The organism is Stenotrophomonas sp. Ste96 (genome assembly GCF_024519495.1).
GTDB classification, from domain to species: domain Bacteria; phylum Pseudomonadota; class Gammaproteobacteria; order Xanthomonadales; family Xanthomonadaceae; genus Stenotrophomonas; species Stenotrophomonas bentonitica_A.
This window is the reverse complement of the sequence record NZ_JALJRX010000042.1, coordinates 1-701: the sequence shown is the minus strand read 5'-3', so window position 1 is coordinate 701 and position 701 is coordinate 1. Positions and strand designations below refer to the sequence as shown.

1 protein-coding gene is annotated in these 701 nt (G+C 69.5%); it reads left to right on the top strand.

Annotated elements, in window-relative coordinates; all coding sequences use genetic code 11:
- Nucleotides 1-575: phosphoribosyltransferase family protein (locus OC373_RS18740; RefSeq protein ID WP_261998281.1), on the top strand; the 575-nt coding region annotated here is incomplete at its 5' end.
- Nucleotides 576-701 lie beyond the last annotated feature (126 nt).

The following is a 701-nucleotide window of genomic DNA, read 5'->3' as shown; positions in this document are numbered from 1 at the left end:
TGGAGGAGTCGTTCGACTGGCTGGTGACCGTGGACCCGCACCTGCACCGCGTCGAGCGCCTGCAGTCGCTCTACCGAATGCCGGCGGCCCACGTGTCGGCGACGCCTGCGGTGGCCCGCTGGATCGCAGAGTCAGTCCCCGACGCGGTGCTGATCGGACCCGACAGCGAGAGTGAGCAATGGGTCGCCGACATCGCGGCCCGGTCCGGCATGCCATACCAGGTGCTGGCCAAGGAACGCCATGGCGACTATGACGTGCGCGTGAGCCTGCCTGACCCGGCGGCCGTGGCCGGCCGGACCCCGGTCCTGATCGACGACATCGTGTCCTCCGGCCACACGATCCTGGAGACCCTCGTGCACCTGCGTCAGTTGTCGCTGCCGCAGCCGTTGCTGGTCGCCATCCATCCGGTGTTCGCCGGCGATGCCTATGCCCGCCTGCAGCAGGCGGGCCTCGCCCGCATCGTGAGCACCGACACCATTGCCCACCCGTCGAACGCGATCGCGCTGGGCGCGGACCTTGCCGCCGCGGCCTTGTCCCTGATGACCGCTTCGACCGATTCGCCGGAGAACCCATGAACCTGCATCTCAACTGCTGCACCGCCGACCAACTGTCGCCCGCCGAGCGCCAGCGGATCTCCGAATTGGCCAACGCCCACCGGCAGGCCGATCCCGCGTTCGCCCATTGGGCGGCCGGTTACGGCG